The organism is Nostoc sp. (genome assembly GCF_035638895.1).
GTDB lineage: Bacteria > Cyanobacteriota > Cyanobacteriia > Cyanobacteriales > Nostocaceae > Nostoc.
In genome coordinates this window covers 1-1,610 of sequence record NZ_DASQZC010000358.1, presented here as the reverse complement: position 1 = coordinate 1,610, position 1,610 = coordinate 1, and the positions used below count along the sequence as shown (strand labels likewise).

Genomic DNA, 1,610 nt, shown 5'->3' with positions numbered 1-1,610 from the left:
TTTAAATAATCTGACACAAAAAATAAAGTTACAGCGCCATCTCTAGCAATAGCCTGATTAATACATAAGTAACCTGTCTTTTCACTAAAGTTACCCGCTTTAATCAGATACGTACCTTTATATAACCCAGGTGTCATTCCTTCTACTCGATGCACCACTGAGTAAATTTCTATCTCCTCATAGTTTTTTGTCGGTATTGACTGCTGAAGTTGTTGCACTACATATAAATAATCTTCTTGAGAAATAGACTCTTTCCGGAAACGTCTAATAGAACGTCTAGCCCAAACTGTTTGATAAAATTTATCCCGATCAAAATCAAATTGAGAATACTCTAATTTTTGCTGACGACTCTTTTGTAGAGTTGTTGCTTGATAGGCATCCTCAATAAATTGATTAGATTCAAAATAATCAGTACCAGAGACAAAAGGAATTTTCAGCCTTAAACGTCTGATTTTCTTGTCTTGTATTTCTCCTGACACCGCACAAGCAGTAATAAACTCCTTATTCTCAAAACCCAAATCTGAATTGAGAGCAAGTTTATCAAAGTCAAAAATTAGTTGTATATCTCGGTTGTGGAGAAAAGCTGAAGCTGCGATCGCACCTAAATGGTGTCCGCTATCTAAGAAGCAATATCTTATGCTTCTATTTTGATATTTCCAGCTAGACCTATAATAAACACAACTAATTAAAAAGATGAATCCGTTGATACTTTTACCCGGTATAATATAATTCTCCAAACCATCATCAATTAATTCATAGATGAGAGTTAGACAATTATTCTCAACTTCTAGATGGTATATACCATCTACCATTCCCTCAATCCCGCGAACCTGTACGTAAACTTCCGTAGGATACAGAGCGCCTGCTGATGGATTCACCCGCAGTTTATAAGGGCCATCTTTATATACTTTTTCTAGTGTTATCGCACTGGTTAACGAGATAAAAGAATGAACAGGATTATTGAGATTTAATTTCACTCTCCGATAAAACTTGGGATAAACTTTAAATGAAGATGGCTGTGTTGAAGCATCTACATAATTTGGATCAAGTTGTACCGATAAGTAAGAATGCTTGGTAGCGTCATGATAAGTTTTGCCCGATATCTGGCTTTGTGACATTTTTAAGTATCCTTAAGACTTCTACGTTGCTAGCAAAATCTATCGCTTTATAATCGTCTAAGTTTTTTAAATATAAATTAGGCTGATGTTGTAAAAGTAACTTGACTACTTCTGTCTTTCCGGCTGATGCTGCATACATTAAAACAGTTGCACCATTATCATTTTGGTTATCTATGTTAATGTTGCTAGCAAGTAGTAAATTAATTAAATCGTAGTGATTACCAAAACAAGCAAACCACAAAGCATTGTTGCGATCGCTATTTCGAGCATTGATATCCGCACCTGCATCAATGAGTTCTTTAACCACTGTATAAACTCCTTCTCTTGCCGCTTTCATCAAAACTGTATCGCCATTTTCACCCGGCTGATTTAAATCGCCAGGGTTATAGCCTTTTGCTATTAGCCATTGGGTTGTTGCTTCACTCAAATTTTGACTGTTGGTTCGATTCATAACTACTCCTTAGTGAACTTTTTTTACTAATATAAATTTGC

General features: G+C 35.5%; 2 protein-coding genes. Both read right to left on the bottom strand.

The window, feature by feature from the left end; translation table 11 throughout:
• Positions 1 to 1,118, bottom strand: a 1,118-nt coding sequence (locus tag VE944_RS17465; RefSeq protein ID WP_324979377.1) for a nitroreductase family protein, incomplete at its 3' end; no start/stop codon positions are given.
• A complete protein-coding gene (locus tag VE944_RS17460; RefSeq protein WP_324979374.1) occupies positions 1,081 to 1,569 on the bottom strand; it encodes an ankyrin repeat domain-containing protein in 489 nt (162 codons plus the stop codon). The genes VE944_RS17460 and VE944_RS17465, both read right to left, overlap by 38 nt.
• Positions 1,570 to 1,610: the final 41 nt, after the last annotated feature.

Bases quoted from the DNA above. Each gene is read 5' to 3' on its own strand.
- VE944_RS17460 (WP_324979374.1), bottom strand. From the start codon at position 1,569: ATGAATCGAACCAACAGTCAAAATTTGAGTGAAGCAACAACCCAATGG.